The following is a 16656-nucleotide window of genomic DNA, read 5'->3' on the forward strand; positions in this document are numbered from 1 at the left end:
ACACACCCATGCAACACCGTTCCGCACGGCTGCGCGCAGCCGTGGCCGCCATCCTGCTGGCGGCCATTCCGGCGGCAGCTTTTGCCGCCGATCCCGCCCCTGCCGAACCCTATCCGTCGCGGCCGCTCACCATCGTGGTGCCGTCGGTGGCGGGCAATGTGAACGACGCCGTGGCGCGGCTGATCGGGCAGGAACTGACCAGGACCTGGGGCCAGCCGGTCATCGTCGACAACAAGCCCGGCGCCGGCACCACCACGGGCACCAAGTACGTGGCGCGCGCGGCAAAGGACGGCTACACGGCACTGCTGACGTTCACCGCGCACGTGCAGAACCCCTCGCTATACCAGCGCATCGGCTATGACCCGATCGCGGATTTCACGCCCGTCAGCGAGGTAGCGATCTCGTCCACCATCCTGGCGGTGTCGCCGGACTTCCCGGCGCGCACGCTGCCGGAGGTGGTGGCCTTGCTCAAGGCCAATCCGGGCAAGTATGCGTACGGGTCCTATGGCGCAGGCACGACCGGCCATATCCTGGGCGAACTGTTCAGGCGCGAGGCCGGGCTGCAGATGGAGCACGTGGCCTACAAGGGCGGCGCGCCGCTGGCCACCGACCTGGCGGCCGGCCATGTGAAGCTGGGCTTTATCGCGGTGGGCACAGCCATGCCGCTGCTGCAGGGCGGCAAGCTGGTGCCGGTGGCGATTGCCGGCGCGGAGCGCTCGGCGCTGCTGCCCAGGGTGCCGACCTTCCGCGAAGCCGGCTACAAAGGCTTCGAGCCCGATGCCTGGATGGGCCTGCTGTTCCCCGCCGGCGTGCCGAAGGCGCGGGTCGATGCCTTGTCGCGCGAGGTCGCGCGCATCGTGCGCCTGCCGGAGATCGCAAAGAAGATGCAGGACCTGAACCTGGTGCCGGTGGGCGGCACGCCGGAAGCCTTCGCCACCGTGATGAAGAACGACCGCGACAAATGGAGCCGCATCATCGGCGATGTCGGCATCACGCTTGAATGACAGGAGTCCCGATGCAAGCCAACGATTACCTCGGGCTGGTCTGCTCCCGCTGGTGCCACTGGAGCGAGCTGGCGCTGCAACGCATCCCGCGCCAGCCGCTGGCGCCGGGCCAGGTGCGGATCCGCGTGCGGCATGCCGGCGTGGGCTTTGCGCTGAGCCTGTTTGTCTCGGGCAAGTACCAGCGCAAGCCGCCGCTGCCGTTCACCCCCGGCACCGAGGCCGCGGGCGAGATCCTCGAGGTGGCGCCGGATGTTACGCGCCTGTGCCCGGGCCAGCGCGTGGCCGCGGCGCTGGACTGGGGCGGCTTTGCCGAGGAAGCGGTGACCACGGCCGACACGGTCTATCCGGTGCCCGACGGGCTGCAGCTGGCGCAGGCGGCCGCGCTGCCCATCACCTATGGCACGGTCTGGGCCGCGCTGGCCTGGCGCGCCGCGCTGCAGCCGGGCGAAACCATGCTGGTCCACGGCGCCAGCGGCGCGCTGGGCACGGCCGCGGTACAAGTGGGCCGCCTGATGGGCGCGCGCGTGATCGCCACCGCCAGTACCGAGGTCAAGCGCGAGGCGGCGCTGCGTAACGGCGCCGCGCATGCGCTGCCGTCCGACGCGGCCACGCTGGCGGCAGCGGTCAAGGCGCTGTGCCCGGCGGGCGGCGCCGACGTGGTGTTCGACCCGGTCGGCGGCGACCTGTTCGACGCCTCGCTGCGCTGCGCTGCGCGGCGCCGGGCGCGCGGCTGCTGTCGATCGGCTATGCCAGCGGGCGCATCCCGGAGGTGCCGGCCAACCTGCTGCTGGTGAAGAACCTGGCGCTGATCGGCTTCAACTATGGCTACTACATCGGCTGGGGCCTGACCGACGAGCGCCGGCGCTTTGCGCAGCCGGTGCAGGCGATGGTGGCCGAGATCATGCAGGCGGCAGCCAGCGGCAAGCTGGCGCCGCCGGTGCTGCAGCACTTCCCGCTGAGCGACTGGCTCAACGCCGTCGACACCACGATGTCGCGCCGCGCCATCGGCAAGGTCATGCTGGATATCTGAACGGAGCGAACGACATGCACCATGCACAAGCGGCAAGCGACGATGCCATGTTCGATGGCCTGACCGTGCTGGACCTGAGCCAGGGCATCGCCGGCCCGTACTGCGGCCTGATCCTGCGCCAGCAGGGCGCGCGCGTGATCAAGGCAGAGCCGCCGGCCGGCGACTGGGCCAGGCAGATGGGGCGCGCGCGCGCAGGCCAGACCGCGATCTCGATTGCCTACAACGCCGGCAAGGAGAGCGTGGTGCTCGACGCCCGCACGGAAAGCGGGCGCAAGGCCATGCGTGCGCTCGCCGAACGCGCCGATGTGGTGATCCAGAACTTCCGTCCCGGCGTGGCCGAGCGGATGGGCCTGGGCTACCAGGAACTGGCCGCGCGCAATCCGGCGCTGGTCTATGTGTCGATCTCGGGCTATGGCCGCACCGGGCCGATGGCGGCGATGCCGGCGGTCGACACCACCATGCAGGCGTTCAGCGGCCTGATGCATATCAACCGCGACAGCGCCGGCCAGCCGCGGCGGATCGGCTTCTTCCTGGTCGATCTCAGTACCGGCCTGTACGCGGCGCAGAGTGCTTCGGCAGCGCTGTACAAGGCTGCCCGCAGCGGCACGGGGCGGCATGTGCAGGTGTCGCTGCTGGAGGCGAGCGCCGCGCTGCAGTCATACCTGGTGCTGGATGACGCCATGTTCCCGGATGCCGAACTCGCCGCGGCCAACGCACCGACGGGCATGTTCGAGGCCTCCGACGGGCCGCTCTATCTCAGCATGCTCAACGATGCGATGTTCATCCGGCTAGCCACGTTGCTTGGGTTTGACGACTGGCTGGCGGATGCCGGGCTGCGCAGCAGTGCCGGACGCCTGCCGCGCGCGGCGGAACTGAGCCGGCGCGTGGCGGCCGCATTGCGCACGCATCCGCTGGCGCACTGGGAGGCCATCTTCACGGAACACGATGTGCTGTTTGCGCGCATCGGCCATCCGCGCGATTTGCGCGGTAGCACGCAGTGCATGGAGGCCGGCGTATTTGCGCAGGTGATGCAGGCCGGACTGGGGGAGCTGCCATGGGCGAACCTGCCCGGGCAGGCCAGTGCCGCGCGGCCGCTCGGTGTGGCACCGCTGCTGGGCGAACATACCGATGCCGTGCTGGCGGAATTCGGCATCGCGGGCGCAACGGCGCAATAAGGGAGAGGCAAGGGGGAGACAGGAGCGGGCGGCATGCCCCGGATGGCCGGCTCCGGGACGGGTTTTCCCCACTTCTGAGCGTGGATCGCGATGAGACAATCCAGCCGTGTCGCACGGCTCAGGCGTCGTGACGATGCCATGACCGCAGGCCAACCGAAGGGAGAAAGACATGCGTCGCTTTGCCGTTCTTGCTGCAGTCCCGGTCGCTTTTGCTTGCGGCTACCTTGCCGCCCACTCGGGGTTGCCGCCGGCCCACGCCCAGACCCCGCCGGCCGCGCTGGCGCCGCAGATCATCAACCTGGCCGCCATGAGCAGTGAGGACATCGGGCCACAGGTTCCCAACATGGGCACGCTGCGCACGAAAGGGCTGGTGGCGACGCCGAACGGGACCATTGCCGTGCAATCGGGCAACGTGCCGAAGCACTACCATACCAGTGCCGACGAGATCCAGTACGTCATCTCGGGCACGGGCACATTCTGGTTGGGCAACGAACAGCGCGAGGTCCACCCCGGCGACCTGATCATCATCCCGAAGGGCGCCGCGCATGCGGGTTCGGTGGCAACCAGCGGGGAATTCAAGGCGCTGGCAATCAAGCTGCCGCCGCAGGCCGCCGGCGATACGCACTTGCTGCCCTGAACCCGGAGCGGCCGCTGACGCGGCCAAAAAGAAAAACGGACGGTGCGCGATGCGTACCGTCCGTGTTCCGTTGTGCGTTGGTAGGCTCGATTGGACTCGAACCAACGACCCCCACCATGTCAAGGTGGTGCTCTAACCAGCTGAGCTACGAGCCTAGCGAAGGCGCGAATTATAGAGACGCCTTTTCGATTGCGCAAGCACCCCCGCGAGCTTTTTGCGTGGATGCCCGCGCTTGTGCCGTGCGCAGCGCGTCAGGCGCTGGTGATGCGGTCGCGCAGTTCGCGCTTGAGCACCTTGCCGATGGCGCTGCGCGGCAGGCTCTCCACCGCATGGATCGCGGCCAGCCGCTGGGTCTTGCCCAGGCGTTCGTTGGCCCAGGCCAGCACGTCCTGCACGCTGGCGCTACTGCCGGCACGCAGCGCGACGAAGGCTACCGGGGTCTCGCCCCAGCGCTCCGACGGCACGCCCACCACCGACACATCGGCCACCGCCGGGTGTTCGCGCACCACCGCCTCCAGATCGCTGGGATAGATGTTGAAGCCGCCGGAGATGATCATGTCCTTCTTGCGGTCCATCAGCACCAGGAAACCGTCTTCGTCAAAGCGGCCGATATCGCCGGTGCGGATAAAGCGCTGGCCCTGCGCGTCGTGCCATTCGGTCTCGGCCGTCTTTTCGGGCTGGTTGTGGTAGCCGTTCATCATCGCCGCCGAGCGGCCCACCACTTCGCCGGTGCTGCCGGGCGGCAGCTCGCGGCCCTCGTCGTCGATGATGCGCACGTCGGCGCCGGTGGCGGGGCGCCCGACGGTATGGAGCTTGTCCGGGAACTGGTCGGCGAAAAGCAGGCAGCCACCGCCGCCTTCGGTCATGCCGTACAGCTCGGTCAGTGCGCCCGGCCAGCGCCGCAGCACTTCGGCCTTCAGGGCCGGGTTGAACGGCGCGCTGGTGCAGAATTTCTGCAGGAAGGAAGACAGGTCATGGCGGTCGAACTCCGGATGCGCCAGCAGCCGCTGGTACTGCACCGGCACCAGCATGGTATGCGTGACGCGATGCTGCTGCGCCAGCGCGAGGTACTGGCCCGCATCGAACCTGGCCATCAGGATGGCGGTGCCGCCCAGGCCGATGGTCGGGAAGAAGCTGGCCAGCGTCGTGTTGGAATACAGCGGCGTCGACAGCAGCGTGACCGCATGCGTGCCGTAGCCCGTGGCGGCGCCGCGCGACACATGGGCCCAGCGCATGCCGTGCGATTGCACGATGCCCTTGGGGGTGCCTGTGGTGCCGGATGAATAGATGATGTTGAGCGGCATTTCCGGGCGGATCTCGGGCTCCGCCACCGGTGTGCCGGCGGGCGCCAGCCAGGCCTGGTATGGCTGGCCTGTGTCGCTGCCGTCCAGCGTGACGATGGGCGTGGCGGCCAGCTTGCCGCGCACGGGTTCCAGCACGTCGGCCACGGTGGCGTCCGTGAACAGGATGCGCGCGCCCGCGTCGGCAATCATCCCTGCCAGGCTGTCCGGCGTGGACGACGGCGCCAGCGGCGCCACCACCACGCCGGCGCGGACCGCGCCCAGGTACACCGCGGCGTATTCGATCGAGGACGACGCGCAGATGGCGATGGCCTCGCCGGGGCGCACGCCGTCACGGGCCAGCGCCGCGGCGATGCGGTCCATGGCGGCATCGAGGCCGGCATAGTCGAGCACGCACTCGCCATGCATCAGCGCACGCTGCGTGGGGCGCTGCGCGGCGTGCTCGCGCACGAGCACGGACATGGTGGTGAAGGGGCGTTGGAGCGGGGTCGGTTGGGTCATGTTCGGCAGAGGGGGGCGGGCGCCGGCCTGGTGGCGCACGACGGGCAAGGAAGGATCGTCGGGCTGGGACGTTGGTGTCACAAACGGTAAAGGTGTAAGCCCGCCAGCGGAATTCTTAAATCGATAAGTCAGGCTTTCTGCAGGCGAAGCGGTACGACTGGACCAGTGCGACCTGCGCTCGCCAGAATCTTTGCGAATGAGGAGATTGTAGGTGTCAACAGCACATTGAGGTGAAAATCTTTGTAATCAGGGAGATTTCTTGATTTTCCAGCCCGCAGACACTAAAGTCTTTGCAATCAAGGAGTTTTTTGTGCAAATGACCCTCACTGAACCCGGCGATATCGGCGCCTTTGTGCGCGCAGCCCGCAAGGCGCAGGGTCTGCGCCAGGACGATGCCGCGGGCGCCATCGGCGTCAGTGAGAACTTCATGGTGCGCGTCGAGAACGGGGCCGAAGGCATTCAGTGGGGCAAGCTGTTCCAGGTGCTGGAAGGGCTTGGTCTGCGCGTGGTGGTCGACCTGCCGGAACCTGCGGCGCCGCTGGTAGAGACCGAACTCACCAAGCTCAGGCAGCGCCAGGCGCGCAGCCGCAACCGGCGCACTGCCGCCGAGGGAATGGAGCATGGCTGAGCGCGTACTGGTGGCCAGCATCAACGGCACGCCGGTGGGTGAGTTGCACGAGGCCGGCGATGTCTGGTCATTGCGCTATGACGCGGCGTGGCTCGGCAATCCGCGCGCCTTTGCCCTGAGCCCGGCGTTGCCGCTGCAGCCGGACGCGCTCGCCGATGGCAGCACGCTGCGGCCGGTGCAGTGGTACTTCGACAACCTGCTGCCAGAGGACGGCCAGCGTGCGCTGCTGGCCCGCGATGCCAGCATCCGCAACGAAGCCGATGCCTTTGCCTTGCTGGCGCACTACGGGGCCGAGTCGGCGGGCTCGCTGACCTTGCTGCCGCGTGGCCGCGAGCCTGCCACCGCACCGGCCCTTCGCCCCTTGAGCGATGCCGCGCTCGATGCCCGCATCCACAGCCTGCCCAGCGTGCCGCTCACGCATGGCGCGGTCAAGCGCATGTCGCTGGCCGGCGCCCAGCACAAGCTGGCAGTGGTGCTGCAGGACGGTGCACTGTTCGAGCCCGGCGCGGATATGCCCTCCACGCATATCCTGAAGCCGACCCACCAGATGCAGGAAATCTATCCGCATTCGGTCATCAACGAGTGGTTCGTAATGTCGCTGGCCACGCGGCTGAAGCTTGACGCGCCGCCGGTGCACCGGCGCTATGTGCCGTCGCCGGTCTACCTGATCGACCGCTTCGACCGCCACCTCACGCAACAAGGGCAGTGGCAGCGGCTGCATGCGATCGATGCCTGCCAGCTGCTGAACCTGCCGCGCACTTTCAAGTACGACCAGGGCAGCGTCGCGCGGCTGGCGGAGCTGGCCACGCTGTGCCGCGCACCCGCAGTGGCGCGGGCGCGGCTGTTCGACTGGCTGGTGTTCAACATCCTGGTTGGAAATTCCGACGCGCACCTGAAGAACCTGAGCTTCCTGGTGTCCGATGCCGGCATTGCGCTGGCGCCGTTCTACGACCTGCTCAGCAAGGCCGCCTATGCCACCCGCACCTACGACAAGACCGGCTGGCCGCAGGCGCACCGCTTTGCCTGGCCGGTGCTTGGCGTGGAGTTCTACAGCGATTTCTCGCGCGCACTGGCGCTGGAGGCAGGGCGCGCGCTGGGCCTGACCGGCGTGACCGCCGAGCGGCGGCTGGATGCCATGCTGCGCGGCATCGGGCCGGCTGCGCAGACCCTTTACGAACAAGTCGAGCAGCAGAACGCGGCCATGGCGCGGGAGCGCCCGGCGCTGACGGGCGGGTTTGCCGGCGAACTGGCCTGCCTGCGCGTGATCCGCTTCACCATCATTGCCGACATGGTGCGGGCGCTGTCCGGGGCCTGAACGTGCTTGCGGCCGGCTATTGACTGGTAGGATGCGGCGGGCTGAAGCAGTAGGGCACCAGCGCGGCGGCGATCAGCAAGCCCGCTGAAACAAAGATCGCCGCATAGGTGGAAGGCTGCGGCCAGCCGCGCTCGTGGCCGGCATTGGCGATCAGCCCGAACCCCCATGACGTCAGCGCCGACCCCAGGAACACGAAGGTATTGAGCAGCCCCAGCCCGCGCCCGCGCCGCGACGGCGGGATCAGCCCGCGGCCCTGCGCCATCACCAGCGGGTGCAGCATGCCGATGGTCGACAGCAGCGCCATCATCGCCACGCCGTAGCCGATGCCGTTGTCCGGCCACAGCGCCAGCAGGACCGAACCCGACATGGCAAAGCACGACCAGCCGGCGATGGTGGTCTTGAGCGTGCTGCGCCGGACCAGCACCGGCAGCAGGAACGCAGTCAGGAAGCCGGCCAGGCTCAGCAGCGTCAGCGCCACGCCGCGCGGCGCCGAGCCCAGGCCGAACACGTCGGCCAGGTAAGGGCCGCTCCAGGCATTGCGGAAGGCCGTGCCGGCGGACATCGCCACGCACAGCGGAATCAGCGTCCACAGTGGCGCCAGCTTCAGCAGCTGCATGCTTTCCGACAGCATCGCCGGCCATGACGCGCTGCGTGCCTCGGCATGGCCCTGGTCGCGCACGAAGCGCCACACGCCATAGCAGGCCGCCAACATGCCAAGGGCCGATACCGCCATCGACGGGCGCCAGCCGATCAGCGAGATGGCCCAGCCCAGCGGCGCCGTGGCGCACAGCGCGCCGATCATGCCCATGGCATTGGAGCGGCTGACCACGCGGGTGTAGTCGCGCTCGGACAGTTGCTCGGAGGCGAAATGCAGCAGGCCCATGAAGACCGGCGCGCACGCCAGCCCCAGTCCCATCTGCGCCAGCGTGGCCGCCGCGCCGTTGGGCGCCAGCACGAACAGGATCGACGACACGGCGCCCACGGCCAGCAGCAGCGCGGTCGGCCGGCCCACGCCATAGCGGTCGAAGGCGATGCCCACCGGGATCTGCGCCACGGCAAAGGCCAGGAAGAACGACGAAGACAGCGCGCCAAAGCCCGCCGGCGACAGCCCGAAGTCATGCTGCAGCTCGGGCGCCATCACCGCCAGGCAGGAGCGGAAGAACTGGCTGAGCGCGAAGGCGAACGTCAGCAGGGCGATACCGCGCGCGGCATGCGCTGCCGGGGCGTGGGCGGGCACGGCGTCGGACGAGCCGGGGAGGCGGGTGTTGCTGGCGGTCACGGCTTCGGGGTTTGCCGCCGCACTGGCTGCGAGGGCGGCGCTGTGGTCTGGGGGATTCTGCAGCGAGTGTAGAGCGGGCGCGGTATTCATGGCCGGGAGATGGCCGGTGTTCGCCCAGTTTGCGCAGCACTTCGTCGATACACTGGCCCTCACCCCAGCCCTCTCCCGCAAGCGGGAGAGGGAGCACCCAATCGGTCAACGAGCATCAGTGGTCAAGCCAGCCGCGCCGGCATACCGCTGGTTTGCTCCCCTCTTCCGCTTGCGGGAGAGGGGCAGGGGGTGAGGGCAGGCACTTGCAGACCGACATCCCAACTGGAATTGCTCTCTTTGCCGCCAGGGGAAAAGAAAGGAACTATGAACCTGCTGATGCATTACCCGGGCAGCGCGTCGTACGTCAGCAAAAACACCTGCTCATCCCCCGCACTGACCGGCAACCAGACGATTTCCAGCTCAGGGAACGCAGCCTCCACGTTGGCGTGCTCGTTGCCGATCTCCACCACCAGCACGCCGCCCGGGTTCAGGCGCGCCCTGGCGCCGGCGATGATCCGCCGCACCACGTCCATGCCGTCGTCGCCGCCGGCCAGGGCGATGCGCGGCTCGGCCAGGTATTCCGGCGGCAGCGCCTGCATCGAGCCTTCGTTGACATACGGCGGATTGGTCAGGATCACGTCATAGGTGGCGCCGTGCGGCAGCGGCGCGTACAGGTCGCCCTCATACAGCCGGATGCGGTCGTCCATCTTGTAGTCGGCCACGTTGCGGCGCGCCACGGCGAGCGCGTCGGGCGAGATGTCGACGGCGTCGATCTTCGCGTTCGGCCAGACGTGCGCAGCCACGATCGGCAGGCAGCCGGAACCGGTGCACAGCTCCAGCACCGGGCCGATGCTGTCGGTCTCGCCGACCCACGGCTCCAGCCCTTCCTGCAGCAGTTCGCCAATAAAACTGCGCGGCACGATCACGCGCGAATCCACATAGAAGCGCAGGCCATGCATATAGGCCTCGTGCGTGATGTAGGCGGCCGGCACGCGCTCGTTGACGCGGCGGTCGATGACCTTCAGCACGGCATCGACTTCCTCGGGCAGCAGGCGTGCATCCAGGAAGGGATCGAGCGTGTCGAGCGGCAGGTTCAGCGTATGCAGCACCAGGTAGGCCGCTTCGTCATAGGCGTTGGCGCTGCCGTGGCCGAAGGACAGGCGCGCGGCGGTGAAGCGCGAGACTGCGAGACGCAGCAGGTCGCGCACGGTGCGCAGGGGGGAGGGCGTTGCCATGTAGGGTGTCTTTCGGCGGGAAATCAATCAGGCGACGAGGCGTTCCAGCACGCCGCGGTAAACGTTCTTCAGCGGCTCGATGAAGCGGACTTCAACGTGCTCGTCGATCTTGTGGATGCTGGCGTTGGGCGGGCCGAACTCGATCACCTGCGGGCAGATCCTGGCGATAAAGCGCCCGTCCGAGGTGCCGCCGGTGGTCGACAGCTCGGTCTTGACGCCGGTCTCGGCCTCGATTGCCGACGACAGCGCATCGGACAGCTCGCCGCGCGGGGTCAGGAAGGGCTCGCCGCCGAGGGTCCAGTCCAGGGTGTATTCGAGCTGGTGGCGGTCCAGGATTGCATGCACGCGCGCCTTCAGGCCTTCGGGCGTGCTGGCGGTCGAGAAGCGGAAATTGAAGTCGATGGTGACATGGCCCGGGATCACGTTGGTGGCGCCGGTGCCGCCGTGGATGTTCGACATCTGCCAGCTGGTCGGCGGGAAGTACTCGTTGCCGTGGTCCCAGACCTCGGCGGCCAGCTCGGCCAGCGCCGGCGCGGCTTCATGGATCGGGTTGCGGCCCAGGTGCGGGTAGGCGATATGGCACTGAATGCCTTTGACCGTGAGCTTGCCCGAGAGCGAGCCGCGGCGGCCGTTCTTGACCATGTCCCCCAGCATGTCGACCGAGGTCGGCTCGCCGATCACGCAGTAGTCCAGGCGCTCGCCGCGCGCGGACAGCGCCTCGACCACCTTGATGGTGCCGTCGTGCGCGGGGCCTTCCTCGTCGCTGGTGATCAGGAAGGCAATCGAGCCCGCATGGGCCGGGTGCGCCTTGACGAACTCTTCCACCGCCACCACGAAGCCTGCGATCGAGGTCTTCATGTCGGCGGCGCCGCGGCCGTACAGCTTGCCGTCGCGGTGCGTCGGCGCGAACGGGTCCGAATGCCACTGCTCCAGCGGGCCGGTCGGCACCACGTCGGTATGGCCGGCAAAGACCAGCAGCTTGCCGTCCTTGCCCTGCGTGCCGCGCTTGACCGCCCACAGGTTGGTCACGCGGAAATCGTCGGGGCCGCTGACCAGCGCTTCGCAGTCAAAGCCGAGCGCCTTCAGGCGGGTTTCCAGGACGGCCTGGCAGCCTTCGTCGGCGGGCGTGACGGAGCGGCGGCGGATCAGGTCTTCGGTGAGGGCGAGGGTGGCGGTCATCGGACGGCGGAAATGGAAATCAGAACTGGCTGGCGTACTGGTCGGCGGAGAAGCCGACCATCACCTTGCCATTGTGGGACAGCACCGGACGCTTGATAAGCGACGGGCTTTGCTGCATCAGCGCGATCGCGCCGGCTTCCTGCTCGGCGCGGCCCTTGTCGGCGTCCGACAGCGCGCGCCAGGTGGTGCCCTTGCGGTTGAGCAGCGTGGCCAGCGGGACGTGCTTGAGCCAGCCACGCAGCATGGCTTCATCCACGCCCTGCTTCTTGAAGTCGTGGAAGGTATAGCCCACGCCGTTGGCATCCAGCCAGGTGCGGGCCTTCTTGACGGTATCGCAGTTGGGAATGCCGTAGAGCAGGACGGTCATGGATGATCTCATTACTTTTGCTGTCATTCCCGCCTGCGCGGGAACGACATACGGGTCAGCGGAACAGCAAATTCAGCGCAATCACCAGGCCGCCCAGGCCCAGTGCCACGCCGCCCATCGCCACCGCGGTCATCAGGCGCAGCCGGCGGTCCAGCCGGGCGGCTTCCTTGCGCAGCGCATCGATGGTGATGGCATGTTGCTCGGCCAGCAGCTTGACGGCCTCGGCCTGCTGCACGGCTGCGGCTTCCAGCTCTGCGATGCGGGCGGCGGGATCGCGCGTGTCGGCCACCGCGCCTTCCGGCATTCCATCCTTGCGCTTGTTCTTCTTCAGTTTCTCGATGGTCTTGTTGGCCTGCTCGAGAATGGTGGGCAGCAGGGAGAGCACGGTACTGACGGTGGTGGGATCCAGGGCCATGAGTCGCTTGCGGAGGGAAGGCATGTTCAGCCTGGCCAGGCGGGATGACAGCGGAAATACTGCCCCGGAGCCGCGCCCCGGGGCGGGCTGCGCCAGGCGCGATCAGTCGCCGCGCAGCAGGTCGTTCAGGCTGGTCTTGGCGCGGGTCTGCGCGTCGACCTTCTTCACGATCACGGCGCAGTACAGGCTGTACTTGCCATCCTTGGACGGCAGGTTGCCCGCCACCACCACCGAGCCCGCCGGCACGCGGCCGTAGTGGATCTCGCCGGTTTCGCGGTCGTAGATCTTGGTCGACTGGCCCAGGTACACGCCCATCGAGATCACCGAGTTCTCTTCCACAATCACGCCTTCGACCACTTCCGAGCGGGCGCCGATAAAGCAGTTGTCTTCGATGATGACCGGGTTGGCCTGCAGCGGCTCCAACACGCCGCCGATGCCCACGCCGCCGGACAGGTGGACGTTCTTGCCGATCTGCGCGCACGAACCGACGGTGGCCCAGGTGTCGACCATGGTGCCTTCATCGACGTAGGCGCCGATATTGACGTACGACGGCATCAGCACGGCATTCTTCGCGATGAACGAACCGCGGCGGGCCACCGCCGGCGGCACCACGCGGAAGCCGGCCTTGGCAAAGTCGTCGGCGCTCCAGTTGGCGAACTTGGTCGGCACCTTGTCGTAGAACTGGGCAAAGCCGCCGGCGCTCATCGGCGCGTTGTCTTCCAGGCGGAACGACAGCAGCACGGCCTTCTTGATCCACTGGTTGACGATCCAGTCCTTGCCTTGCTTCTCGGCCACGCGCAGCGCGCCGGAATCCAGCTGGCCGATGACGTTGGCGACGGCTTCGCGAATGTCGTTGGGGGCGGACTTGGGCGACAGGCTGGTGCGGTCTTCCCAGGCCTGGTCGATCAGGGCTTGCAGAGCTTGCGTCATGTTCGTTTTCTCAGTGTTGAATGTTGATGTTCGGGTCTGTCCGAGCGTTTGTCGTCTGTCTCGACCACTTGTTTGCTCCCCTCTCCCGCATGCGGGAGAGGGGCTGGGGGTGAGGGCGGGCGGTTCTGACGGCGTGGTGCCTTGCTAAACCACCCCTCACCCCGGCCCTATCCCCCTGAGGGGAGAGGGAGAACACAATCAGCCGGATGCATGCCTCAGCCCAGCGATTTGCAGAATTCGACAATCCGCCGTGCGCCTTCCAGGCATTCCTCCGGCGTGGCCACCAGCGCCATGCGCACGCGGTTGGCCCCGGGGTTGATGCCATCGGCCTCGCGCGCCAGGTAACTGCCAGGCAGCACGGTCACGTTTTGCTCCGCCAGCAAGCGCGCAGCGAATTCCGTATCGCTCAGGCCCGTGCGCGAGACATCGGCCCAAAGGTAGAAGCCTGCATCGGGCAGCGCGACGTCCAGCACTTCGGCCAGCATCGGCGTGACTTCGCTGAACTTGCGCACATAGGCGGCGCGGTTCTCGCGCACGTGGGCCTCGTCGTTCCAGGCGGCGATGCTGGCGCTCTGCACGGCGGGGTTCATGGCGCCGCCGTGATAGGTACGGTATAGCAGGAATTTCTTCAGCAGCGCGGCATCGCCGGCGACGAAGCCCGAGCGCAGGCCCGGCACGTTGGAGCGCTTGGACAGGCTGGAGAACATCACCAGCCGCTCAAAACCACGGCCCAGCTTGTGCGCGGCTTCCAGCGCACCCAGCGGCGCGCGGCCTTCGTCGAAATAGATCTCGGAATAGCACTCGTCCGAGGCGATCACAAAGCCGTAGCGGTCCGACAGTGCAAACAGCTGCTTCCAGTCTTCCAGCGACAGCACCGCGCCGGTCGGGTTGCCGGGCGTGCACACGAACAGCAGCTGCACCTTCTGCCAGACCTCGTCGGCGATGCGGTCGAAGGCCGGGGTGAAGTTGCGCGCCGGGTCGCTGTTGGCGAATACCGGGGTGGCGCCGGCCAGCAGCGCCGCGCCTTCATAGATCTGGTAGAACGGGTTGGGGCACAGCACCAGCGCGCCCGGGCGGGTGCCGTCGACCACGGTCTGGGCAAAGGCGAACAGCGCCTCGCGCGAGCCGGTTACCGGCAGCACCTCGGTGGCGGGGTTGACGTTGGGCAGGCCGTAGCGGTGCTCCAGCCAGCTGGCAATGCACTGTCGTAGTGCATCGGAACCGGCGGTTGTGGGATAATTCGCCAGCCCCGCGAGCGACTCTGCCAGCGCTTGCTTGATGAATTCAGGCGTCGGGTGCTTGGGTTCACCAATGCCAAAGCTGATGGCCGGCTTGTCGGCAGGCTTCACCTGCGCAAAGAGCACCCGCAGTTTCTCGAACGGGTAGGGCTGGAGCAGGTCGAGGCGCGGATTCACAGTGTCAGTCGGGGCCGGTTAAAACGACGCATTATAGAGGAACGGCGCGGGTTTCCGTGCGCCGGCCTGGCCTGCGCGGCCGGCCGTGGGCACGGATGGCGGGCATCACGCCACAGTGATGCCGCCGGCGCCGTCCGGACCCTGCCTGCCATTGGCCGGTGGCCCGGCTTGCCTTGCACGGATTCCCTTCATGAGCACAAATACTGTTGCGGCGCAGCATGCGCCGGCCGACCGCCATGCGGTCAAGGCATCGCTTTCCATCCTGATCGGCGCCTCGGTCTGGGGCATCGCCTGGTTCCCATACCGTGTGCTGGCGGGCTGGGGCCTTGGCGGCATGCACGCGGCGGCGCTGGTCAGCTCGGTCGCGGCCATCCTGTCGCTGCTGGCCTTTCGCCGGCACCTGGCAGGCCTGCGCCCGCACTGGCTGTTCGTCGCGATCGGGCTGGCCGCGGGGGTGACCAATGCCGGCTTCGTCTGGGGCAGCGTCAACGGCCATGTGATGCGCGTGCTGCTGCTGTTCTACCTGACCCCGGTGTGGACCGCCTTGTTCGCCCGGCTGTTCCTGGGCGAGCGGCTGGCGGCAGCCGGGTTGTCGCTGGTGGCGCTGGCCCTGTTTGGCGCCGGGCTGATGCTGTGGACGCCCGAGGTCGGCGTGCCGCTGCCGGGCTCCGCCGCCGAATGGTCGGGCCTGATCGGCGGCATGGGCTTTGCCGTCAACAACGTGCTGTCGCGCCGCGCCGGCCAGCGCTTTCCGGACATGGACGCGCGCGTGCGCACGGTGGTGGTCTATCTGGGCTGCACGGTGGTCGGGGTGCCGGCCGCGCTGCTGCTCGATGGCCCGTCGGTGACGATCGTCCCGGGGGCGCAGGTCAGCGTGGGCCTGCTGGTGCTGGGCCTGGCGGCGGTGCTGGTGGTCAGCAACTCGGTGGTGCAGTACGGGCTGCAGCGGCTGCCGGCCAATCGCGTGTCGCTGCTGATGCTGTTCGAGATCGTGATTGCCGCGGTGTCGTCGTGGTGGCTGGCGACCGAGATGCTGAGCTGGAAGGAGGCGGCCGGTGGCCTGTGCATCATCGCCGCGGGCGCCTTGTCGGGGCTGGTGCACCGCAGCCGCTCCCCGGCGCCGGCCCAGGCGCATGCCGAGGCTGCTGCGTGTAACTAATCTGGCGCGGGTCAGTGCAGCATGACCCGCGACACCATCGCCACCAGCGGTGTCCGCACCGCGCGCTCCACGCCGCGGTGCAGATGCAGCGGCCGCAGCAGCATCTTCACCGTCATCTCGATGGGGATATTGCGCCGGATCACGCCGGACACGCGCGTATTGAGCGCGCGCACCTCGGCTTCCGACACCGCCTCCACGCCGCGCTCCATGCGCAGCACGTTGCGCAGTGCGATCGTGGCGTCTTCGTTCTTGATCTCCAGCAGCCGGCGCGCCAGTGCGCCCAGCACCCGCAGCCGGCCAAGCCGCTCCGATGCCGCAAAGCGGTTGAAGAACTGGTAGAAGTGCTTGTAGTGCCGCACCTCGTCGTTGGCGATGCGCCGCGTCAGGTCGCGCAGCACCGGCTCGTCGCTGGCCTGTTCCAGCGCGCGGTAATACGCGGCGGTGCCGGTTTCCACCACGCAGCGGGCCGCCATTTCCAGCGCCTCGGTCGGCTCGAACTGGTCGATCGAGCAGGTCTTGCTGTACTCGTCGAAGAAGCGCGCATAGCCGCGCTCCCAGTCGAATTCCGGCCAGACATGCTCGACATAGCGCCGCAGCGCCAGCCCGTGCTGCAATTCCTCGGCTTCCCAGTGCTCGGCAAGCCAGCCGGCGGCGTCCGGCACCCGGGCGTAGTAAGTGGCGAGGTTACCGGCATAGGTGTCGGAGCCGCTCTCGATAAACGAGGCCGACACCAGCAGGTAGAACAGGTCGCGGTCGCCGCGCACGCGCTCCACGTCGATCGCCTGGTAATCGATGTCGCTGACGGACCACGGTCGGGCGGCCGCTGACGGTTCACTCATGCTCTGTCCTCCTGGTTGGCCAAAGGCTGCGAGGGGCGCATTGACGGGCGTGCGGCTTAGGAGGGCATCCGAAGTCACGCCATCTGATCACAGACTAGCATTTACCCTAGTTAGTTTCCCAACGATTGACGGGCGATGTCGGCTGACGTTGCTTGCGGCGCCTGCCAAAGTGCTTGCGCAATCGCTTGTAAGGGGCGGAATAGCAAGGGAAATCCGC

At 67.7% G+C, this 16656-nt stretch carries 15 protein-coding genes, 1 tRNA gene and 1 pseudogene; 7 read left to right on the plus strand and 10 right to left on the minus strand.

Translation table 11 applies throughout. The annotated features are described in order from the left end of the window. Nucleotides 1–8 precede the first annotated feature (8 nt). The 4 genes and pseudogenes from ACREYQ_RS07290 (at nt 9) to ACREYQ_RS07305 (ending at nt 3846) form a co-directional block, all read left to right on the plus strand. Nucleotides 9–1004: a tripartite tricarboxylate transporter substrate binding protein gene (locus tag ACREYQ_RS07290; protein ID WP_432260077.1), complete on the plus strand. Its 996-nt coding sequence runs from the start codon at nt 9–11 to the stop codon at nt 1002–1004. Nucleotides 1005–1015: 11 nt separating this feature from the next. Beyond that, nucleotides 1016–2034: pseudogene (locus ACREYQ_RS07295) on the plus strand (NADPH:quinone oxidoreductase family protein). A 14-nt stretch (nt 2035–2048) separates the two neighbouring features. After that, on the plus strand, nt 2049–3209 hold the full coding sequence (locus tag ACREYQ_RS07300) for a CaiB/BaiF CoA transferase family protein (protein ID WP_432260078.1): 1161 nt from the start codon (nt 2049–2051) through the stop codon (nt 3207–3209). 169 nt (nt 3210–3378) lie between these two features. Beyond that, nucleotides 3379–3846, plus strand: a complete 468-nt coding sequence (locus ACREYQ_RS07305) for a cupin domain-containing protein (RefSeq protein ID WP_432260079.1) — start codon at nt 3379–3381, stop codon at nt 3844–3846. 78 nt (nt 3847–3924) lie between these two features. Here the strand turns inward: ACREYQ_RS07305 and ACREYQ_RS07310 are convergent. Together ACREYQ_RS07310 and ACREYQ_RS07315 are read right to left on the minus strand one after the other, a co-directional pair. Further along, nucleotides 3925–4001: transfer RNA gene (locus ACREYQ_RS07310), tRNA-Val, on the minus strand. Nucleotides 4002–4097: 96 nt separating this feature from the next. After that, nucleotides 4098–5648, minus strand: coding sequence for a class I adenylate-forming enzyme family protein (locus ACREYQ_RS07315; RefSeq protein WP_432260080.1), 1551 nt, complete (start codon nt 5646–5648; stop codon nt 4098–4100). Nucleotides 5649–5958: 310 nt separating this feature from the next. On the opposite strand from ACREYQ_RS07315, the gene ACREYQ_RS07320 reads away from it, so the two are divergent. Then, nucleotides 5959–6276, plus strand: coding sequence for a helix-turn-helix domain-containing protein (locus tag ACREYQ_RS07320; RefSeq protein ID WP_432260081.1), 318 nt, complete (start codon nt 5959–5961; stop codon nt 6274–6276). Continuing rightward, nucleotides 6269–7591: a HipA domain-containing protein gene (locus tag ACREYQ_RS07325; protein WP_432260082.1), complete on the plus strand. Its 1323-nt coding sequence runs from the start codon at nt 6269–6271 to the stop codon at nt 7589–7591. The genes ACREYQ_RS07320 and ACREYQ_RS07325 overlap by 8 nt, the downstream gene beginning before the upstream one ends. Before the next feature lie 16 nt (nt 7592–7607). Here the strand turns inward: ACREYQ_RS07325 and ACREYQ_RS07330 are convergent, their stop codons facing one another. The 7 genes from ACREYQ_RS07330 to dapC form a co-directional block, all read right to left on the minus strand. After that, entirely contained in the window at nt 7608–8870 is a 1263-nt protein-coding gene (locus tag ACREYQ_RS07330; RefSeq protein ID WP_432260374.1) for an MFS transporter, read from the minus strand. A 371-nt stretch (nt 8871–9241) separates the two neighbouring features. After that, on the minus strand, nt 9242–10135 hold the full coding sequence (gene prmB / locus ACREYQ_RS07335) for a 50S ribosomal protein L3 N(5)-glutamine methyltransferase (RefSeq protein ID WP_432260083.1): 894 nt from the start codon (nt 10133–10135) through the stop codon (nt 9242–9244). Between the two features lie 27 nt (nt 10136–10162). Next, on the minus strand, nt 10163–11314 hold the full coding sequence (gene dapE, locus ACREYQ_RS07340; RefSeq protein ID WP_432260084.1) for a succinyl-diaminopimelate desuccinylase: 1152 nt from the start codon (nt 11312–11314) through the stop codon (nt 10163–10165). Nucleotides 11315–11333: 19 nt separating this feature from the next. Beyond that, on the minus strand, nt 11334–11681 hold the full coding sequence (locus tag ACREYQ_RS07345) for an ArsC family reductase (RefSeq protein WP_432260085.1): 348 nt from the start codon (nt 11679–11681) through the stop codon (nt 11334–11336). Between the two features lie 55 nt (nt 11682–11736). Beyond that, entirely contained in the window at nt 11737–12120 is a 384-nt protein-coding gene (locus ACREYQ_RS07350) for a hypothetical protein (RefSeq protein ID WP_432260086.1), read from the minus strand. 78 nt (nt 12121–12198) lie between these two features. After that, nucleotides 12199–13026, minus strand: coding sequence for a 2,3,4,5-tetrahydropyridine-2,6-dicarboxylate N-succinyltransferase (gene dapD, locus ACREYQ_RS07355; protein WP_432260087.1), 828 nt, complete (start codon nt 13024–13026; stop codon nt 12199–12201). 215 nt (nt 13027–13241) lie between these two features. After that, the gene (gene dapC / locus ACREYQ_RS07360; RefSeq protein ID WP_432260088.1) at nt 13242–14441 is read right to left on the minus strand and encodes a succinyldiaminopimelate transaminase; all 1200 of its coding nucleotides are present in this window, start codon (nt 14439–14441) and stop codon (nt 13242–13244) included. Between the two features lie 190 nt (nt 14442–14631). On the opposite strand from dapC, the gene ACREYQ_RS07365 reads away from it, so the two are divergent. Then, nucleotides 14632–15600: a DMT family transporter gene (locus tag ACREYQ_RS07365; protein ID WP_432260089.1), complete on the plus strand. Its 969-nt coding sequence runs from the start codon at nt 14632–14634 to the stop codon at nt 15598–15600. Between the two features lie 11 nt (nt 15601–15611). Here ACREYQ_RS07365 and ACREYQ_RS07370 read toward each other — a convergent pair whose 3' ends face one another. Continuing rightward, nucleotides 15612–16439 (minus strand): ferritin-like domain-containing protein, encoded by an 828-nt coding sequence (locus ACREYQ_RS07370; protein WP_432260090.1) that lies wholly within the window; start codon nt 16437–16439, stop codon nt 15612–15614. Nucleotides 16440–16656 lie beyond the last annotated feature (217 nt).

This window comes from Cupriavidus sp. TMH.W2 (assembly GCF_050847365.1).
GTDB lineage: Bacteria > Pseudomonadota > Gammaproteobacteria > Burkholderiales > Burkholderiaceae > Cupriavidus.